This window comes from Bradyrhizobium sp. ERR14 (assembly GCF_014198235.1).
In the GTDB taxonomy this organism is placed as follows: domain Bacteria; phylum Pseudomonadota; class Alphaproteobacteria; order Rhizobiales; family Xanthobacteraceae; genus Bradyrhizobium.
In genome coordinates this window covers 92,821-108,761 of the sequence record NZ_JACIHD010000012.1, presented here as the reverse complement: position 1 = coordinate 108,761, position 15,941 = coordinate 92,821, and the positions used below count along the sequence as shown (strand labels likewise).

General features: G+C 57.2%; 14 protein-coding genes and 2 pseudogenes. 11 read left to right on the top strand and 5 right to left on the bottom strand.

What is annotated here, in order from left to right; translation table 11 throughout:
* The first annotated feature begins 55 nt into the window (after positions 1-55).
* Positions 56-289 (top strand): TniQ family protein, encoded by a 234-nt coding sequence (locus tag GGD62_RS41910; protein ID WP_183257679.1) that lies wholly within the window; start codon positions 56-58, stop codon positions 287-289.
* Here the strand turns inward: GGD62_RS41910 and GGD62_RS27840 are convergent.
* Positions 268-627, bottom strand: coding sequence for a hypothetical protein (locus GGD62_RS27840; protein ID WP_183257681.1), 360 nt, complete (start codon positions 625-627; stop codon positions 268-270). The genes GGD62_RS41910 and GGD62_RS27840 overlap by 22 nt on opposite strands.
* Before the next feature lie 940 nt (positions 628-1,567).
* Here GGD62_RS27840 and GGD62_RS27835 point away from each other — a divergent pair.
* The 6 genes from GGD62_RS27835 to GGD62_RS27810 are packed head-to-tail and all read left to right on the top strand — an operon-like array spanning position 1,568 to position 8,226.
* Complete coding sequence (locus GGD62_RS27835) at positions 1,568-3,094, top strand: lysine N(6)-hydroxylase/L-ornithine N(5)-oxygenase family protein (protein ID WP_246800321.1); 1,527 nt, start codon at positions 1,568-1,570, stop codon at positions 3,092-3,094.
* Positions 3,091-4,371, top strand: coding sequence for an MFS transporter (locus GGD62_RS27830; RefSeq protein ID WP_183711377.1), 1,281 nt, complete (start codon positions 3,091-3,093; stop codon positions 4,369-4,371). The genes GGD62_RS27835 and GGD62_RS27830 overlap by 4 nt, the downstream gene beginning before the upstream one ends.
* Positions 4,361-5,140 (top strand): phytanoyl-CoA dioxygenase family protein, encoded by a 780-nt coding sequence (locus tag GGD62_RS27825; protein WP_183711305.1) that lies wholly within the window; start codon positions 4,361-4,363, stop codon positions 5,138-5,140. The genes GGD62_RS27830 and GGD62_RS27825 overlap by 11 nt, the downstream gene beginning before the upstream one ends.
* 24 nt (positions 5,141-5,164) lie before the next feature.
* Positions 5,165-5,494: a cupin domain-containing protein gene (locus GGD62_RS27820; RefSeq protein ID WP_104465072.1), complete on the top strand. Its 330-nt coding sequence runs from the start codon at positions 5,165-5,167 to the stop codon at positions 5,492-5,494.
* 1 nt (position 5,495) lies between these two features.
* Complete coding sequence (locus GGD62_RS27815) at positions 5,496-7,073, top strand: class I tRNA ligase family protein (RefSeq protein ID WP_183711303.1); 1,578 nt, start codon at positions 5,496-5,498, stop codon at positions 7,071-7,073.
* 19 nt (positions 7,074-7,092) lie between these two features.
* The gene (locus GGD62_RS27810) at positions 7,093-8,226 is read left to right on the top strand and encodes a PLP-dependent aminotransferase family protein (RefSeq protein ID WP_183257687.1); all 1,134 of its coding nucleotides are present in this window, start codon (positions 7,093-7,095) and stop codon (positions 8,224-8,226) included.
* Positions 8,227-8,837: 611 nt separating this feature from the next.
* Here the strand turns inward: GGD62_RS27810 and GGD62_RS27805 are convergent.
* A pseudogene (locus tag GGD62_RS27805) lies at positions 8,838-9,275 on the bottom strand (peptidase dimerization domain-containing protein); the annotation flags it as partial.
* On the opposite strand from GGD62_RS27805, the pseudogene GGD62_RS27800 reads away from it, so the two are divergent.
* The 4 genes and pseudogenes from GGD62_RS27800 to GGD62_RS27785 form a co-directional block, all read left to right on the top strand.
* Positions 9,272-9,443, top strand: a pseudogene (locus tag GGD62_RS27800) (M20 family peptidase); the annotation flags it as partial. The pseudogenes GGD62_RS27805 and GGD62_RS27800 overlap by 4 nt on opposite strands.
* Before the next feature lie 696 nt (positions 9,444-10,139).
* Complete coding sequence (locus tag GGD62_RS27795; RefSeq protein WP_183711301.1) at positions 10,140-10,427, top strand: hypothetical protein; 288 nt, start codon at positions 10,140-10,142, stop codon at positions 10,425-10,427.
* On the top strand, positions 10,424-10,696 hold the full coding sequence (locus GGD62_RS27790; RefSeq protein WP_183257688.1) for a hypothetical protein: 273 nt from the start codon (positions 10,424-10,426) through the stop codon (positions 10,694-10,696). Before GGD62_RS27795 ends, GGD62_RS27790 begins: the two co-directional genes overlap by 4 nt.
* A gap of 501 nt (positions 10,697-11,197) precedes the next feature.
* Entirely contained in the window at positions 11,198-12,514 is a 1,317-nt protein-coding gene (locus GGD62_RS27785; protein ID WP_183711299.1) for a peptide ligase PGM1-related protein, read from the top strand.
* Positions 12,515-12,965: 451 nt separating this feature from the next.
* On the opposite strand, the gene GGD62_RS27780 is transcribed toward GGD62_RS27785, so the two are convergent.
* The 3 genes from GGD62_RS27780 to GGD62_RS27770 all read right to left on the bottom strand — a co-directional run bounded on the left by GGD62_RS27780 (position 12,966) and on the right by GGD62_RS27770 (position 15,099).
* Positions 12,966-13,145 carry a hypothetical protein gene (locus tag GGD62_RS27780; RefSeq protein ID WP_183711297.1) on the bottom strand — a complete coding sequence of 60 codons (180 nt, stop codon included), beginning with the start codon at positions 13,143-13,145 and terminating at the stop codon, positions 12,966-12,968.
* A 124-nt stretch (positions 13,146-13,269) separates the two neighbouring features.
* Entirely contained in the window at positions 13,270-13,935 is a 666-nt protein-coding gene (locus GGD62_RS27775) for a 2OG-Fe(II) oxygenase (RefSeq protein ID WP_246800320.1), read from the bottom strand.
* Positions 13,936-13,953: 18 nt separating this feature from the next.
* On the bottom strand, positions 13,954-15,099 hold the full coding sequence (locus GGD62_RS27770; RefSeq protein WP_246800319.1) for a GFA family protein: 1,146 nt from the start codon (positions 15,097-15,099) through the stop codon (positions 13,954-13,956).
* Between the last annotated feature and the right edge of the window lie 842 nt (positions 15,100-15,941).

Here is a 15,941-nt window from a genome sequence, read left to right as displayed (position 1 = left end):
GGTCCTAGGCGGCTTCCAGGTATGACTATGGCCGCCTGGTTCTCGGCGCACGACGATGAACACCAAGGCCGGTTCAGCGCTCCGTGTCCGTCGTCGACCTGCGCGACCAACAGTCGGCCGTTCTGTAGCGGTCTACCCTTCCCGTCTGGCCGAGGACGACATACCGTACATCCGGCGGGAGTGGACGATCGGCTGGCTGGCGGTCTGCCCTCGACACCAATGCGTTTTGGTAAGCAATTGCCCTTCTTGCTCTCGTGATCTGTGGGCTCATTGGTTGGAGAGCCAGTAGTCGGTCATTGCGACCACTGCGACTTCAGACTGAGCAAGGCCATTGCTCGGCCAGCCCTTCGCGCCGCTGGATTGTTGAAGCTCGAACGAACGGAGGCCGGGGAAATGCCGCCGATCGGTTGGATCGAATTCACCACGATCGCCGATCTTGTCATGTGCACCATATGGGTGGACACCGCCGATCATGCGCGCGAGACCGCGTGCAGTCGCATCGTTCGCGACCTTGGAATGAGGGCCGATCAACACTTGTTCATTGAATGGCCGGCGAACTAGGGATCGTTGGTGATGTTGACGTGGAGTGCCGCAAACTGGCCGAACCGGCTTCAGCAAACGTTGCATGACCTCCGGTTCCTCAACATCGATGGTGTCCTACAGGCTTCCTTCGCGCCAAAGAGCGCACCGCAAGGTGCATCTTGCCATCGTGCGGCCGCCGCACGAAGATTGATGACTGTGCTGTAGTTCAGTCCTTGGCCCCATATCGGCGCCAATCGTCCGCATTTTGACCCATTTGCGCCAGGCTTCACGCAGAAGCATATCTCGTGTCGATAGGGCAACAGGCGCACGGCGCGAGCCTAAGTGAGCTTTGAGCAGCAGCTGGACCAGTCGCAACCCACGTTGCCTGAGGAGCGTGGTGGAGGATCGGAGCGCGGGCCTGCGGCAAAACCGTCAGTCACTCGGGGGCGGCGCACGGACCAGAACCGGGACCGAATAGCGGGAGCCACAGCCGGCCTTTACAGTGTACCAAGTGTGCAGGTGGGCGCAAAGCGCGTTGCTCCGAACCGTTTGCCCAGGACAAGGAGCTCGTTACAACCTCCCAAAAGAGGCCACCGCATTCGGCCAAAGCCTAACTCTCGACCGCCGCTGCCTGAGAAACTGCCAACATTGCAGCGCTGAAGATCTCTGCAGCCGCCTGGCGCGACGCAGCTCTCCTGGTGCGACTACAGACGAGTGGTCTGCGAGCCCTGAAGCGCTGACAATGTGTGGAAAGATCGTGGTGATTTGAGCATTGTCGGCATAGATGTTGGTTTCCCAGCCATGGATCCGCGCGCTTCGTATTCTGTATGTGTATGTCCGATGGCCGCCTCAATGTCGAAAATCCGACAAGAGCTGCCGCAGCAACTCCGCACGAAACGCTGTACGTGGCCATGTTCTTCTCGTCCAACAAGGCGCAGTCGAGATTTTGTGGGTGGCACGGCGGTTGCTAATGAGCAGAGAGAACACCGGATGGGGTGGGTGAAGATTTCGCAGGCGGACATTAGTGGTCACACGGATGAGACTGTTGCCGGTTTCAACAGACGGCTTGCAAAACGCGGCTCTTGCAGATGCAGGATTCACCACGCCTCCCGCGGCTACAGGCCAAGCCGCTGCCGCATCCCAAGTCACACAAACGTGCTTTAGTAGTGAAGCGAAGCACCCGGACCCGGACAGAATCTACACAAGCGCCAAGGACAAGAACTTACACGAGCTCAAAGAGACTTCTGTGGAAATGCTGGATGTCATTGGAATTGGAATCGGCCCATTTAACCTCAGTCTTGCAGCGCTTATTGACCCTACTCCGCTCCGCGCACTTTTCCTGGAGAAGCGCGACGCACTTTTCTGGCATCCAGGCCTTGCGCTGCCGAACAGTCGGCTGCAGGTGTCGCCGCTCAAGGATTGCGTGACCCTGGTCGATCCTACTAGCCCATACTCATTCCTCAACTATTTGGCACTGCATGGTCGGCTCTACAGCTTTGTCAACAAGCGCAATGCATCAACGTCCCGGCAGGAGTTCACTGAGTATTACCGGTGGGTCGCAGGGCGACTCAATACGCTCCGCTTCTCCGAGGACGTCACGGATGTTATTCCGTTTAGGGACGGCTACCGCATCAGCACGAATACAACCACATACTTGGCGCGCGCTGTTGTTGTGGCCGTTGGCGTAGAGCCCAAGATCCCCGCCTTTGCCAGATCTTTGCTATGTGACACTGTCTACCATGCAGCCGACTATCTCGAGCGGCAGCTACCGCATGCAGCCGAGCATGTGCTTGTTGTGGGAGGTGGCCAGAGCGGGGCTGAGATTATCGAGGACATTCTTACTCGTTCTGTATCCACCCAGATCACGTGGGCGACGTCGCGTTCGAACTTGTTTTCCATCGACGACAACAGCTTTGTGAATGAGGCTTACACACCCGCCTACAGCCGTCGCTTTCACGCTCTACCGCTTCAGCAACGCCGGGACATAGTTGAGGGCGAGATGCTTACGAGCGATGGAATTTCTGTCGATTTGTGCAACCGCCTGTATGAAATGCTGTACGAACGCAACGTGGATGGCACGCAGGCCGACCGTTTTCGTGTGTTGTCCAGCGTAGTCGTGAAAGACATCACGTCCCACATAAAGCGGTGGCGAGTAGATCTAGATGAGATCGCAACGCAGCGAAATAGCCGCATCCTCGTCGATCGTGTAGTGCTTGCTACAGGTTTCCAGCCACGTACGCCGCCCTTCTTGGAGGCCCTCCTCGAGGGTGCGTGTATGGAAGATGGCCTACCCGTACTCGGCCCGGACTACGCAGTCCGCTTCAGTCGGCACATGCCCGGGCCAATATATCTACAAAACCAAAGTCGCGTGCAGCACGGATTGCAGAGCGCCAATCTATCTTTGGTCGCGTACCGCAACAGCCAAATTATTAATAGCCTCCTCGGCCGACCGTTCTATTTGAATACATCCGACAGGCAGATGATTCAGGTTTACGCACCTTCGGACACGTCTGAAGGAGACGCCGGGTTGGTTGCGATGCGATCAACCCGACAGGTATTGGGTTGCACATGAACGGCGGCTCGACCTCACCGCTGCGGGGCCGGATTGCGGATGGACCGGCCAACGCCGCCGACCAGCTTTCAGGCACGCTCGAGTACCTCGCCTTTGTACCACTTTTGATTGCCTCCATTGTCATTGCAGCAGCTTACGGCACTAGCTTTCTGTTGCCGGACTACATGCATGCGCTCGGAATGGATAGTCGAACCGCGGATCTTATTATATCAAGCGGCATGGCTGCCACTCTCGTTTCCTGTTGCTTAGCAGGGCGGCTGGCAAAGCGGATAGGCCTATTACCCACGTTGACCGTCGCATCGCTGTTTATGGCGTTAGCAATGCTGGCCTTTGCCGGCGCTGCCCTCGATACGCGAGCGGCGTACGGTGGAGGACTACTGGTGGGCGCTGCTTGGTCAGTGTTCTTCATTTTGGCACCGCTGCAGATCATCGGCCATCTACAGCCCTCAGCACGTATTCAGTATTTGACGGTCTTATCCGGATCACAAATGGCTGGGCTCGGCCTAGCGGCTCCACTTGGTCACTTGCTCGCAAAGTACACTGGTTCGCTGGCGACGATTTATGCCGTGCTTGCGATTGCGTGCGTGATCGCCGCGGCCTGCGTAGACCTTGCAAGACGCGCGATGTCGAGGCTATCGGCACTGGCTATGCCGGATATCGCAATTACACTGGCCGCGACCACGACACTGCTTCAGAAGTGCACAGCACGCCCCATCGCCATGATTGCGATTTCAGCCTGCATATTCGCGGGGCTGTCTACATATCAGAGCGCGTATGCCGCATCACGTCACTTGAATTCCGATCTGTTCTTTCTCGTTTTTACTGCTACGAGCGTGGTACTACGCTTCTCAGTCGCTGACCTCATGGGCAGCCTGCCCTTACGCCGACTGGCGCTCACGCTCATGCTACTGACCGCTGCGTCTCTGGTGCTGTTCCTTCTCAACGGTGGCAGCGCCTCACTCTATATTGCGGCCACTGTCCTCTTTGCCGCCGGCTATGGATTAAGTTATTCAACCTTGAACACGATAGCCGTCAATCTCGCCGGCGAGCACGGCGTCTCCGTGCCCACCACCTCGCAGATCTTTACCCTCGCATACTTCCTCGGGCTCTTCGGCTTTCCCATGGTCGGAGGGCAGTTGGTCCGTGGATTCGGCCCTGACGTGATGTTGCTGAGCCTATTGAGCGCGACCGCTCTTAATGCGGTGCTAGCAGGCCGCCTCGGGCAAAGCACAACTGATCCGTCTCATCTTAGGAAGGACCTCACACATGCTGACTGAGGCACAACAATCGAAATGGCGTAAGAATGGATACCTTCGGTTGGAACAGTTCTTCGATCCAGCCACGCGCGAGAAGATTTCTCGTTACGTCGAGGAAGTTGCACGTTGGGATGTAAGCTCCGACAAGTGGATGTTGTGGTTCGAGAAGACGAGTGACAGCCGGAAGATTATCTCCAAGGCAGAGAACTTCTTAGACTACCATGCCCCTCTTCGGGAGGCGCTCCTGGCCGATGGCCGCATTCGTATAGCGGTCGAGACGCTCTTGAACGAGAAGACACGGATGTTGAAGGAACTTCTGATCTTCAAGTATCCGGACAGCGGCGGATACCGCCCTCATCAGGACATCTATCATGTCCCCCACAAGATACCCGAACGAATGGTGCACGCAATTGCATCCATCGCCGTGGACGACTCCGACCCGGGTAACGGTGGGCTCTTCTTCACGCCAGCTCGCCATAAGGAAGGAATGTTTCCGATGGATGCCGGCGGCGTGATTCACCCGGAGATCGCCGAGACCTTCACATGGGAGCCGGTGCAATTGACAGCTGGCGATGTTTTCATTTTCGACGATTACGCGCCCCATTACTCCCTGCCAAACAAGAGCGATCGGTCGCGTCGTGCAATTCACTTGGTATTCCAGCGCGCATCCACTGGGGGTCCGACACGCACCGAATACAACCGCATGAAGCGCGCCTACAACCCACCGGAGGAAGCGGTGGCGAATCTTGAAGACCTAAAGCTTCCCAATGGCATATTCTATCGCGACTGACAGCCACGTCTGAGGAAGAGCAACGTGTACACGACGCAGCCCGATCCTTCTTTAATGCGAACCGAATACGGCGTTCTGGTCTGGCGCCTTTTGGAGCATCTCCCGGAGGGTCTCAGCCCAGCATTTGGCGCTTCAGTCGTGGAACTCGCTCCTGGCGATGCGGTCGACCCGCACGATCATCAGGAGCACGAACTGTGGCTGCTGATCTCTGGTCGTGGAGAATTCGAAGTCGACGGTCAGGTCCGTGATGTTAGCGAAACGACCTTGTGTTACATGTCGCCACATCAGACGCACACTATCCGCAATAACAGCCAAGACAGCGCTCTCAAGTTTATCTCGATCTGGTGGGATTAACGTGCGCACTTATTTTGTCTGTCCCGCGCCGCCTTGCCCTAACGGCAAACTACATCTGGGCCACATCGGCGGAGTGTATTTACTCGCTGATATCTTCGTCCGCTTTCAACGCATGACCGGCCATCGGGCCTACTACATCACTGGTTCAGACGAGCACGGCACACATACGCTTGAAACGGCACGAAAGCTCGGCCGATCCTTTAGCGAGGTCGCAGAACAATACGTTCACCAGATCTTAGAGTGTTTGCGTGCCGTGCAAATTACGCCTGATGTGTTCGTGCGCACATCTAGCGCGGCTCACAAGGAAAATGCGTTAGCGATATTCCGCGAACTGCAAGTGGCCGGCTACGTCGACGTACGGCAGGGCGTCCAACTATATTGCGAACATTGTGATGAGTTCGTTACGGACTCGCTCGCAACTGGACGTTGCCCGGCTTGCTCATCGCCTTGCGACAGCAACCTGTGTGAGAACTGCGGGCTGGCTGTCCAGAACGACACAATCCGTGACGCACGGCACGTCACCTGCGGCCGCAATCTTGCGCTAAGACCCATCAGGCAGGCCGTGTTCGACATGCCAGGCCTCGCTCGCCAACTGCATGAAGCCATTGGAGAAAGCGCATGGCCCGAGCCGATACGCGCCAAGGCGCGCGCTTGGCTGCACCGGGAGGTGCGCGGTTTGCCGATGACCCGCCATTTCAGGCACGGAGTGGAGGTAGAACAGCCTGACTCTCTGATCGGCCAAACGCTGCTTACATGGTTTGAGGGCCTCTGGTGCTTCGACACCGGAATTCGGGAGCAATGCGCCCGCTCAGGTCTGGACGCAAACGCGACGTTGCACGACCAGAACAGCGAGCTTCTCTTCTTCATGGGGCAGGATAATCGCTTCTACTACACGCTAGGTGTGGCCGGCGCTCTGCTCGCGCGCGGCTACCCAATTCCAACAAATCACTCCGTCCAGGATTTCTACAAGCTGGAAGGCGAGAAGTTTTCCACCAGTCGTGATCATGCTCTTTGGGCCGATGAAGTGGCGCGCGAAGTGGGGCCAAACGTACTCCGTTATGCACTGGCGCGAGTGGCCAAGCCGTTTGGAACCGACGCAAACCATTTTGATCTCGACGGGCTCATCTCGGCAGCCTCACGCATTCGGGTCTGGGAAGATGCGTTACGGCGCCTTGCAGAAAGCGAGCGTAGGGTAGAGAGCACCGAACTCTCCCCGAATTTCCGCCGCTTCGCTGAAGATTACGCCGAAGCGGTCACCGCACTGCGTTTCTGGGATGCGCTTGATATCATCGACAGGTACTTCGAGCTAGCTGGCATCGCACATGCAAAGGGTCGGACATGGAATGCTGCGCAGATCTCGCTGTTCCTGAGCCTACTCTATCCCGTAATACCTGAGCTAGCGATGGGCTACGGCCAGCACTACTTTGGCGGTTCCTGGCGGCCGTCCCTCGAGACATCAGCCGTAGCAGCCCAGCCAAAGGCGTCGGTGAACTTTCCCCGTTTCAGCACGCCAATACCTGCAAGCTTTGCCTCGGAGTACAACAAGCGCTTTCGCAAAGAACAGATTTGGCAATCATGAAGATCCGAATGACGAAGCCATGAATATGCGCATCTCAAAACGCAGCGCTGTTGCTCAGGGTTTTGCGCCGTTCAACTCCTCAAGTGCGATGCATGGTATCAATTTCGGCTACGCGCTGCCTGACCCGGTGATGTTTGCAGAACTGCCGTGGCCAGACGCGTTTGACGGACGTACAGGTGTGGCTCCCGACGATCTGCTGCAGTATACAGATGCGGCGGGTTTGCCCGAACTTCGTACAAAGCTCGCACTGAGGTACGGTGTGCGGCATGACCAAGTTATGCTTACGGGTGGAGCTTCACAAGCCTTACAATTACTTGCCGATGGATGGATTGACCCCGGTGACGTGGTCCTGACGGAGGACCCCTCCTACTTGGGTGCACTGCGTACGTTTTCGATCGCGGGTGCAACCGTGGTCCAGCTAGGTCTGGCCGCAGAGGGAGTGGATCTGAACGAAGTGGAGGCAATGCTGCAGACCAGTGCCCGGGTGAAGCTTTTCTACACGATGCCAGCATTTCATAATCCAATCGGGCACCAGATGTCGTGCGACTATGTAGCCAAATTGGCGGCACTGCTAGCCCGCAGTGGCGCTCTCTTGGTGCAGGATCTTGTCTATGCTGAGTTGCCCTATAACGGTCCAGTGCATTGGTTGGCGCCGGGCGACAACGTGATCAATGTCCATAGCATCTCAAAAGTTGCCGGACCGGGACTACGGGTAGGCTGGGTGCTTGCGGAGCCGGACATTATCAACAGGCTTGCGCACCTCAAACGCGACGGCGGCGTAAGTCCGGTTCTAAGTAATGTCGTTTTGGGATTGTTGCAATCGAGCGCTCTTGACTCGCACATAACACGCCTGCGCGAGCACTACCGAGCGAAGCGAGATGGCGTACATAGGTTATTGCAGCGCAGCCGGATTCTCGAGCCGGAATATAGTGTGCCAAGCGGGGGCTTCTCGTTCTGGGTACGGCTTACCGCGGGTACCGATCCGGTGAGGTTTATTGAAGCTGCAAGCCGGGAGCACGACGTACACCTTATAAATGGTCGGAACTATGGCCCACGAAGTGGCCGTCACGTGCGCCTGTGTTTCAGCTATCTTCCAATATCTCTCATTGAGCAGGGGCTGGAGCGCTTAGGTAATCTGCATGCTAACCTTTAGACGCGCGTGGAATGTTTCAGCAGAGTTTTCCCATCATCTGAGAAGGGGTCGCAGGTCCAGCTCCCAGCGCCGACACTTCTGAAGAGAGCGAGCTTACGCGGTCACGCGAAGTGGCTGTCCTGCTTTGTTGCGGGCCGGCAAGGTCGCCTTGGTGCGCCCTAACCGACCCGCTCGTCACTCGCCCGAAGCTTCGAAGAAATGTTCGAGCTGCATAAGGGGTGCTTCTTTGCCACGCACTGAAGGCAGAGTATACGGCCCCGATTTGCCGCATCTTTGCAAGCTGCTTGCTGTTCATCGCGGCGAACCGAGAGCTGGGCTGCAAGCTCGTGAGCAGCCGGGTTCGCCGGCCGCGCAGTCCGCTCGGCAGTCCGGCTCGGCGCGGGAGCTTCGCCCGACGCCTGGCCACCCCGAACGCGGGAGCTTGGGCTCGTTGGCCAGCAGATGCAAAAACCAGCATCACTATCAACTGTCGGGAACGACGTTTCGGGGTCGAGATCACCGCTTCCGTTACATACCGACTGCTGCGCAACGTCCGCCATATAAGAAGACCCGTGCCGGTGCCGCACCTTACGCACACGCCAAAAAGCTCGCCACCGAGCTTGGCTTCGAGCTCGGTTCAATTCGCCTGATACATTCACGCTGACGCCCTCGGTGCGCGAGCTGATGCCGAGAATCTGCGGCACCAGCTCGTCGGCATGGGCCATGGTCGGGACGCGCATGTCGACTTGCGCATAGGCCAGTTCCGCGACCACGTTGGGCCTGGTGCCGCCGCGGACGACGCCGACATTGACGGTGATACCGCGCGTGAGATCGTTCATCGCCTCCAGCGTCTGGATCACATGGCCGAGTTCCCGGATCGCGCTGCGGCCGTCCTCGGGGCGCGTACCTGCATGCGCGGGAGCGCGCTTGATGAATACGTCAAAGCACGCCACGCCCTTGCGCCAGTATGTATTTCGCTTGCGGCCCTCGGCCTCGATCAGCCCGCGAGAGGTTGGGCTGCCGATCTCTTCGTCCGAGACATAGAGGTGCGTGATGCCGAGTGTTCGACGCGTTCAGCGGCGGCGGCTCCGATAGCAATTTCACCGCGCCGCATACCGCGACACTTGACGGTCTTGGTGTCGATGGCAAGGGCGCGCATACGCGTTATGAGCAACTCTACATCTCGTCGATTGAATCGCGCGCGGCTGCTCTACCGCCTCTGTCAGACGCTGCGGTAATCTCGACGCCGGGCGAAGTCAGTGATCGCGACGCGCGTTTGATGACGGCCGGGGGCACGTTCGCAGGATCGTTCCTCGCCGCCCCTAAGGGCTGCAGGCTGCGCCCCCTTAGGCCGACCTCATCGAAAAGTATCGGTCGGATGCCGGATTTGGCATTGCAAGGTCAGCGTAGGATAGAAGTGACCGAGCTATCCAATCACGGCAGCGGAGGTCAGGCGGGTAACCCGCTGCAAAGGTAGCGAGCACTTGGTCGCAATAGGGCGAAATGTTTCCGACCATGGGCTTATCGGCAGCGACCCTGATCTCAAAGGAGACGAACTTTCTTGACGCAAATCGCAGCGCTGAATGCGCGCGACACCAGACCGGCCGGCGGCCCGATTCGAGAGCTTGGCCACGTTCACACGCCTGCCAAAAAGGGCTTGAATCGGACGTAACGTTAAGTTGTACGGTCTTGAGGTAGGCCTATCTCGGTCTGCCGCCGGGATTGTGAAGGATTGCGAATGTCTGAGCTGGTCAGATCTCCGTTCCCATGGCCGGTCATCCTCAACCCCTGTGGCGGGTCGGTCGGAAGGGCGCTGCAGCGAGTCCCGATTGCGGCGCTATGGCTCGAACGTAGCTTTGAATGGCTCGCCATTCCGGAAGCAAGACTATGTGGCTGTTCTGGACCGGGGGACCAGAGAGCCGGCGAGGTCAGAATTGACCGACGTAGACGTCCATCCGAAACCCCTAAGTGTGGGACGCTGCTTCCCGAATCTGAACCAAGCCCCTCCTCTGGCGCGACACCGCGCCAAGATCAGTTCGCCGAACCGGCTTTCCGCTCTGTTCAAACTGCTTTCCCGTGAAGGCAAGGCATTTCTATCGCGGAAAGGTGCGACAGACGGCGGGCCTGCGCAGGTTCTCAAAGAGCCTGAGCTGCAATTGTCGCTCCGCGTGACCAGCGCGGCATCGGATGATATTGCTTGGCATTATGGAGCAGCAAGTTGAAAGAGCCCGACGGCCTCAAGAAGGTCCTGTTGATCGACCATATTGAAGGCCAATGCCGTTGCATCATCGGCTTCAAAGATGGAGATGCTAGGGAGGCCTATATGTGCGGCGAGCCAGTATACCAAAGACGCGGCAAGAAACTGTCTTCCTGGTGTATCTATCACTACGGACAGATGCACACGACCGCCACCCAGCAGAACAGAGTGAGTGATCAATCGCCCGAGATCCCTCAAGCAATATCGATTGTTCGCAACCCAAGAGAACCATGAGAAACCGGGTCCTTCCAATGCCGTGTGATCAGCCTGTACAAGAGCCAACCGAAACATGTGATCGGGGCCTCGCCAAGCAATTCCGGATTGCGGCGGAAGCAACTTGCGGCAAACGTACTATGCGGGCGTGAGGCGCATGAATAGCGAGTTTGAGCTCTGCAGCCTGACGAGGGAAACGCTGCCTATGCTCGCGACACAACTGCGATCCATTTCGAAGGGCAGACTCTCAGCTACGTCAGCCTCAACCGACAGACTGAGCGGATCGCTCGCCTTCAAGAGCCAGCTCGGCGTCCAGAGGGGAGACCGGATCCCGATCCTCAGCTTCAGCACGCCGAATTTTCTGGGGATGCAATGGTCGATGCGAAAGCACCGACCTATCCTCTCTCGGAGCAGGACGGCGTCAAATCGAGCCTCACTCAGTGCCTCACCGCGGCACAGCAAGTTCAGCATTGTTGCATCACGATTCCTGTCTGATCGCTTCCAAATGCCCGGAGGTCGCGGATGCCGCGGATCCTGATCATGAATGCCGGTACAGCTCAGATGTCGGGCGCCGATTTGACACCAGCTCAACTTTCGCTGGCCGCCAACTCGGCATACCGTTCAGCGTGGTTTGCTCATGAGGGTGACCTGATAGTCTCCCCAGTAGTCATCCCGGCGGATCTGCTATCCTTCATTGGCGCGACGCTCGATTTCGACGCATCGAGTCTCTGTCTGCTTGTACCTCAAGGCGGCAGCCAATCGGCGGTCCTTGATGATTGCACACTCCTTTCCAATTCTGTTGTTGAACGAATCAACAGACATATTCGTCAGACATCGACCTGGCGATTATATCCCTGCTACTCTACTGAAGGCGTCGCACGCCTGGCGGCCATGCTGGGCATACCGCAGACCGGCGACGACTTCGCTCTGCAGCGAGGGCCTGATCTGTTGAACCGCAAGAGCCACTTCCGTCAATTGGCGACAAGCGTCGCACTTCCGCTGCCCAATGGATCTGTCACGACGGACTCGAACGAACTATTCAGAGCGGTCACTTCCCTCAGAACCGAGACCGGGAGCGTCATTGTAAAGCTGGACAATGGAGCCGGTGGAGTCGGAAATGTTATCCTGACGGGCAATGAAAGCGATCCACTACCTGGGGCAAGAGATACCCGACGGATTCCATGGCCGTCGTTTGATCCTGGCGCGCTTTGGTCTGAGATGACAACGGCATCGTGTAAGACGCTGGTCGTGGAGTCGTACCACCTGGCCAAGTCTTTGTTCTATCTTGAGTATGAAATCGAGGATGATGGTTCAATTGTTTTCACGAACAGTGGAAACATACGTTTGCGCAAAAGCACGGATCGATCCGAAAGAACTCTGATCTGGACAGGACTTGAGCTTCCAAGCGACCTGGGGAACGAGCAATGGTTGACTGCCCAGGCGCATGCCTACCGATTTGTGACGCTCGCGCGAAACCTGGGATATCGCGGAATGATCAACATTGACGCCATCTTCGCTGATGACGGACGGTTGCTGTTTAATGAAGCGAACGGCCGCTGGGGTGGCGGCTCGGTGTTACACAGCATTGCCGTTCGGCTGCTCGGCTTCGACTATTCCGGTTGCAACGTTATTTTATCCGTTAGAAATGTTCGATCAGGATCCCTCCAAACAGCGCATGATCGTTTTGTCAAGGAAGGATTTCTGTTCAACCGCACACGCAAGGAAGGAGTGATCCCGCTTGCCGCCGATCAAGAGGCCGGCACGGTGGAGTGCCTTGTGATTGCGCGCAATAGGCCCGCGGCCCGCGATCTGCAGCACCAGCTACTGCGAATGGTTTGATTGAGTATCCCAGCGACCACATCTTCAACCGCTGAATTCATCTGAACTTGTCCCTGCTTTCAATCGCGCGCGGTACCTGACGAAGCGACGCGAATGTTTGCCTCGTCTAGCTCGAGCTCTGTCAGCCCCAATCCCGACCACCCTTAAGTCGCCCCTGGAGTGCTGGCGAATCGGCGATGAGGTGCCCGAGGTGCAGCGGCTCATTGTCTGGCCGCTTGCCCCGCGTCAATCGTCCAATCAGCGCTAGCGTCGCGTCTACCACGTGGAACCCGCAATCATGGCCGTTCTGCTGCCGGGCCAGCGGGCCGCTTGCAGACGGACGCCCAGACGTGCTGCGAGCTGTTCTGCAACGGTACTGTTTGAGGCATAGTGATGGGCAACCGGCGCGGTAGGCACGCGTCAACTAACAGAAGCGACCAGTGGGCGCCGCCGCCAGTAACGCCAGCATCGTTCACAGGCACGAACAGGAAATCGGCGGTGTCGTTACCATCCTGATCATGACGATCTGCTGGAAGGTTTGTACGCGGTCGCTCTGGCTCGGGATCAAGCCCAGCAACTGGGCTTGCGCAGGTTGAACGGATCGGGTCGGGGCGGCGAGATCCGGCTCGATCCGTTGCAACTCTTCTTCCACATGCACATCGCCGTGGCAGCTTTTGCGAAAGACAGTCTGAGCACAAGATGGCAAAGCTACCATCCTTTCTTAAGAGCTCACCCCGTTACCAAATTCACTGGAAAGCGATTTCAGCCACCCCACCTCATACGTCAGCGGTAGAGCTTTCAATGACCCGGCGGTTCGCGCCGCCGCGTTTTGAACAGAAGTAGACCAGCGATCGGCGCTCGCCGGACAGCACAGGCTTCACCTCGTGCCGGAGCTTACATGTGGTGACAAGCACGGCGCCAAATGGCGGTCGGAATACCTGGTGTTCGTACCGGGTTGGATATACCACGAACTCACCCCCGTCGAAGTCCCTCGCCAGCTGTACAATCACCGAGTACTCGAAATCCGGGTCGCTCGCAGCATCCAGATGAATGCCAACAAAAGAACCAGGAGGCATCCGATGCATTTGGCATCGGCGAACCACGTAATCTGACGTGGCTCCCAAAATCTTTCTTAGCGCGAAGCTTCGGTCTTTCCTTTCAAGTAGTTTCATGATCTGCCCTGGAGCTGCACCACTCGCGTCGCTAGGAGCGCGGCCGGGCGGGTCGACCCTCACGCGTTTGACGAAAACATTGTGCGAGTCGCCGGCATCTCCCTCCCTCACTTCTTCTTCAGGAATCTCAGCCTGCAGCTGTTCGATCATGGCCAAGTCATCTTGGGTGAACAATATCTCGGGGCCGATCACGACCGTCCCCTTCACCAACAGCTCAATGCGGTACTTTGTCAAAGCTTCTTCTGAAAGCAGACGGGATTTCTGATTCATTGCGCGCGCCATTCGAGTTCACTCCAGGGTTTTATCTTCAACGCAGGGCTCCAGATCCTGGTGCATCGAGCGGAATGCTTGGTCCCAATGCTCGCCATCGAACTCGCTTATTGTTATGCGTTCGATGGTCCTTTTATCCAGGCATCGAACGTTTACGCTGAATCCGGAGGGGTTCGACCGCGGCGTATAGAATGGCTTTACGCCACAAACCCGGCAAAACGTGTGCCGAGCGATGTTCTTGTTGAACTGATACGCCGTGAGGAATTCTTCGCCGCACTCAATGCCGAGCTTATCGCCAGGTACGAGCAAGTGCAGAAATCCGGACATTTGGCAGATTGAGCAATTGCATCGAACTGCAGAGAGCTCTCGCGGTGCTTTGACGTAGAACTTGACAGAACCACAATGACAACGGCCATGGTGTTCGATCTCCGAGTGATCATCTCCCTTAAGTGAGACAATTCGGAGCATATCGCGGCACCAATGTACACTGATCCGATAGGCTCGATCGAATTCACTCAAAAAGCGCTCATTGCGGTGAGCCGGGACAAGTTCGCCGATAAGCCGGCTTGTCATTTCTGCGTGATACTTCTCCGCGGGATCTTCTCCGCCGACATGGCTGCGGAAGTATTCAAGATCGTCAGGACGCACCTTGAAGGTTTTGACCAGGGTGGTCCATAGCGACTGGATCATGTCGGCAGCATGTAGCTCAAAAGCGACCATGTAGGCGCAACGCACCAAGGGATCTTTCGATGACAATCCGGCATAGAGAGAATGCAGGTACCGCTTCGTCGTGGCGCTGTAGTTGGGTCGTATTGCTCTGCCGAGTAGTTGCGACGCATCCTTTCTAAACAGATTGGAGTGGAAGTTCTCAGTTACCAGAATATCGGGTAGCGCCGCCTTGCCGCCCTGGAGAATTTGGCCATAACCGCCTGTCTCATCCCAACAGATGAAATTTCCGACCACGCTGGTCAGCTCAATGTCCCTCGCAAGATCGCGATTGTGATTCATTGCATCGAATATGAGATCCCGTTGCGACCCCGCCTGCAGGTAGGGGAAGGCCTGTGACATCGCCAGATATTCAGGGAGCAGGCTTGCGACCTGGTCCTCGGACATCTCCACAGCGAACGGGTGCGGGCCGAACAGGGCTCGCGCTTGCTCGGTCAAATACTCGCAGCATATCTGCGGAGGCTGATCGGGTGTAAATCGAGACGCTTGAGATGTCATTTGCCCCCTGGAGATGAGGAGAGAATGGTCCTTGGCGGAGCCACTTCGTATCCGGGCCAACTATTGGCTACCGCGAGTTCGTTGGTTTTCGATGGGCTTGTGATCGCGTTCACCATCCAGGCGCAATTCCTGGTGGCCACCTTTCGCGGTGGCAGACAGCGGCATGCTCAGTCCTGCTCACGCCCATCGAAGGGAACGTGTAGATCAACTGAGCGGCGGCGAGCCAGACGGATTTCGGTGCACGAAAAGTCCGACGCCGCGAATTCTCGGCAGGGCCAGCATTCGCTTGCAGATTCATGGTGAGATATTGCGCCCCGCAGGCTCTCGCGGTCGCTGCTCCTGCAAGTTGATCGAAACGCTATGAGCTTCGTACAGCATTGCAAGGATTATCCGCATCTACCTGGCTCTTACGGTCTCGGCGGCAAGCCGCGCGTAATGCCGGCTGCTGGCCGGCACGAGCTTCTCAAAGAGACCGCCGCTATGTTTCACGTTCGCGAGCGCCACCACGCTGTCTTCTTGCACGTTTACAGCAATCACCGTGCCAACTCGTGCATTCGCTCCACAGCCTGAATACATTGGCAAAACGCTCGCGACCGACTCGTCATTGCAGTGTACTAGACCTGACAGCGCTTGCATGGCCGTCGGACACCAGACGGCGATGGGCGAGCCGCCACTCACAACGGGTAAAGGGCTTTTGAAACGCGGAGATTGGTCCAAAGCTACCACATAGGTGGGCTTCGCGCCTGGACAGCGCTTTTGGCGTTCGTGCGCCAGCATGGTGA

Coding starts and splice junctions, on each gene's coding strand:
- GGD62_RS41910 (WP_183257679.1), top strand. CDS start 56: ATGAACACCAAGGCCGGTTCAGCGCTCCGTGTCCGTCGTCGACCTGCG.
- GGD62_RS27840 (WP_183257681.1), bottom strand. CDS start 627: ATGCAACGTTTGCTGAAGCCGGTTCGGCCAGTTTGCGGCACTCCACGT.
- GGD62_RS27830 (WP_183711377.1), top strand. CDS start 3,091: ATGAACGGCGGCTCGACCTCACCGCTGCGGGGCCGGATTGCGGATGGA.
- GGD62_RS27825 (WP_183711305.1), top strand. CDS start 4,361: ATGCTGACTGAGGCACAACAATCGAAATGGCGTAAGAATGGATACCTT.
- GGD62_RS27810 (WP_183257687.1), top strand. CDS start 7,093: ATGAATATGCGCATCTCAAAACGCAGCGCTGTTGCTCAGGGTTTTGCG.
- GGD62_RS27785 (WP_183711299.1), top strand. CDS start 11,198: ATGCCGCGGATCCTGATCATGAATGCCGGTACAGCTCAGATGTCGGGC.
- GGD62_RS27775 (WP_246800320.1), bottom strand. CDS start 13,935: ATGAATCAGAAATCCCGTCTGCTTTCAGAAGAAGCTTTGACAAAGTAC.